The following is a 1,008-nucleotide window of genomic DNA, read 5'->3' as shown; positions in this document are numbered from 1 at the left end:
TGTTGCCGGCCGGTGCGGCGCGGGCTGACAATCCGGTCGTCCAGACGATTTACACGGCCGATCCGGCGCCGATGGTGTACAACGGCCGGGTTTATCTGTACACCGGGCACGACGAGGACGGGTCGACGTATTTCACCATGAAGGACTGGCGGGTGTTCTCGTCGGCGGACATGGTGAACTGGACCGATCACGGCTCGCCGATGAGCATCTCGACGTTCAGCTGGGCCAGCCAGGACGCCTGGGCCGGGCACACGGTCTACCGCAACGGAAAGTTCTACTGGTACGTGCCGGTGAAGGACCGGGCGAGCGGTCAGATGGCCATCGGGGTGGGCGTGTCGACCAGCCCGACCGGGCCGTTCAGCGACGCATTGGGCCGTCCGCTGGTGCGCAACGGTGAGATCGACCCGAACGTGTTCATCGACGACGACGGGCAGGCGTATCTGTACTGGGGAAACCCGAACCTCTGGTACGTGAAGCTGAACTCCGACATGATCTCGTATTCGGGGAGCCCGACGCAGATCCCGCTCACGACGGCGGGATTCGGCACCCGTACCGGGAATGCGAGCAGGCCGACTCTGTACGAGGAGGCGCCGTGGGTGTACAAGCGGGGAAGCCTGTACTACAACGTCTACGCGGCGAAGTGCTGCTCGGAGTACATCGCCTATTCCACCGCTCCGGGGCCGACCGGGCCATGGACGTTCCGCGGAACGGTGATGCCCACCCAGGGGTCGAGTTTCACCAATCACCCGGGCATCGTGGATTTCAACGGCGGGTCGTATTTCTTCTACCACAACGGCGCGCTGCCGGGCGGTGGCGGGTTCACCCGGTCGGTGGCGGTGGAGAAGTTCTCCTACAACGCCGACGGCACGATCCCGGTGATGAACATGACCACCACGGGTGCGCCGCAGATCGGCACGCTGAACCCCTACGTGCGCCAGGAGGCCGAGACGATCGCCTGGGAGTCGGGGGTGGAGACCGAGCCGTCGACTGAGGGCGGGATGAACGTCG

The 1,008-nt window shown here is 65.0% G+C and carries 1 protein-coding gene; it reads left to right on the top strand.

From position 1 onward, the window contains the following. Positions 1 to 71: 71 nt before the first annotated feature. Positions 72 to 1,008: glycoside hydrolase family 43 protein (locus tag IEY93_RS37520; protein ID WP_229691833.1), on the top strand; the 937-nt coding region annotated here is incomplete at its 3' end.

Origin of the sequence: Sphaerisporangium melleum (genome assembly GCF_014646695.1) — a bacterium.
Classification (GTDB): domain Bacteria; phylum Actinomycetota; class Actinomycetes; order Streptosporangiales; family Streptosporangiaceae; genus Sphaerisporangium; species Sphaerisporangium melleum.
Note: the sequence above shows the minus strand (reverse complement) of the source record. Positions and strands in the feature narration are given on the sequence as shown.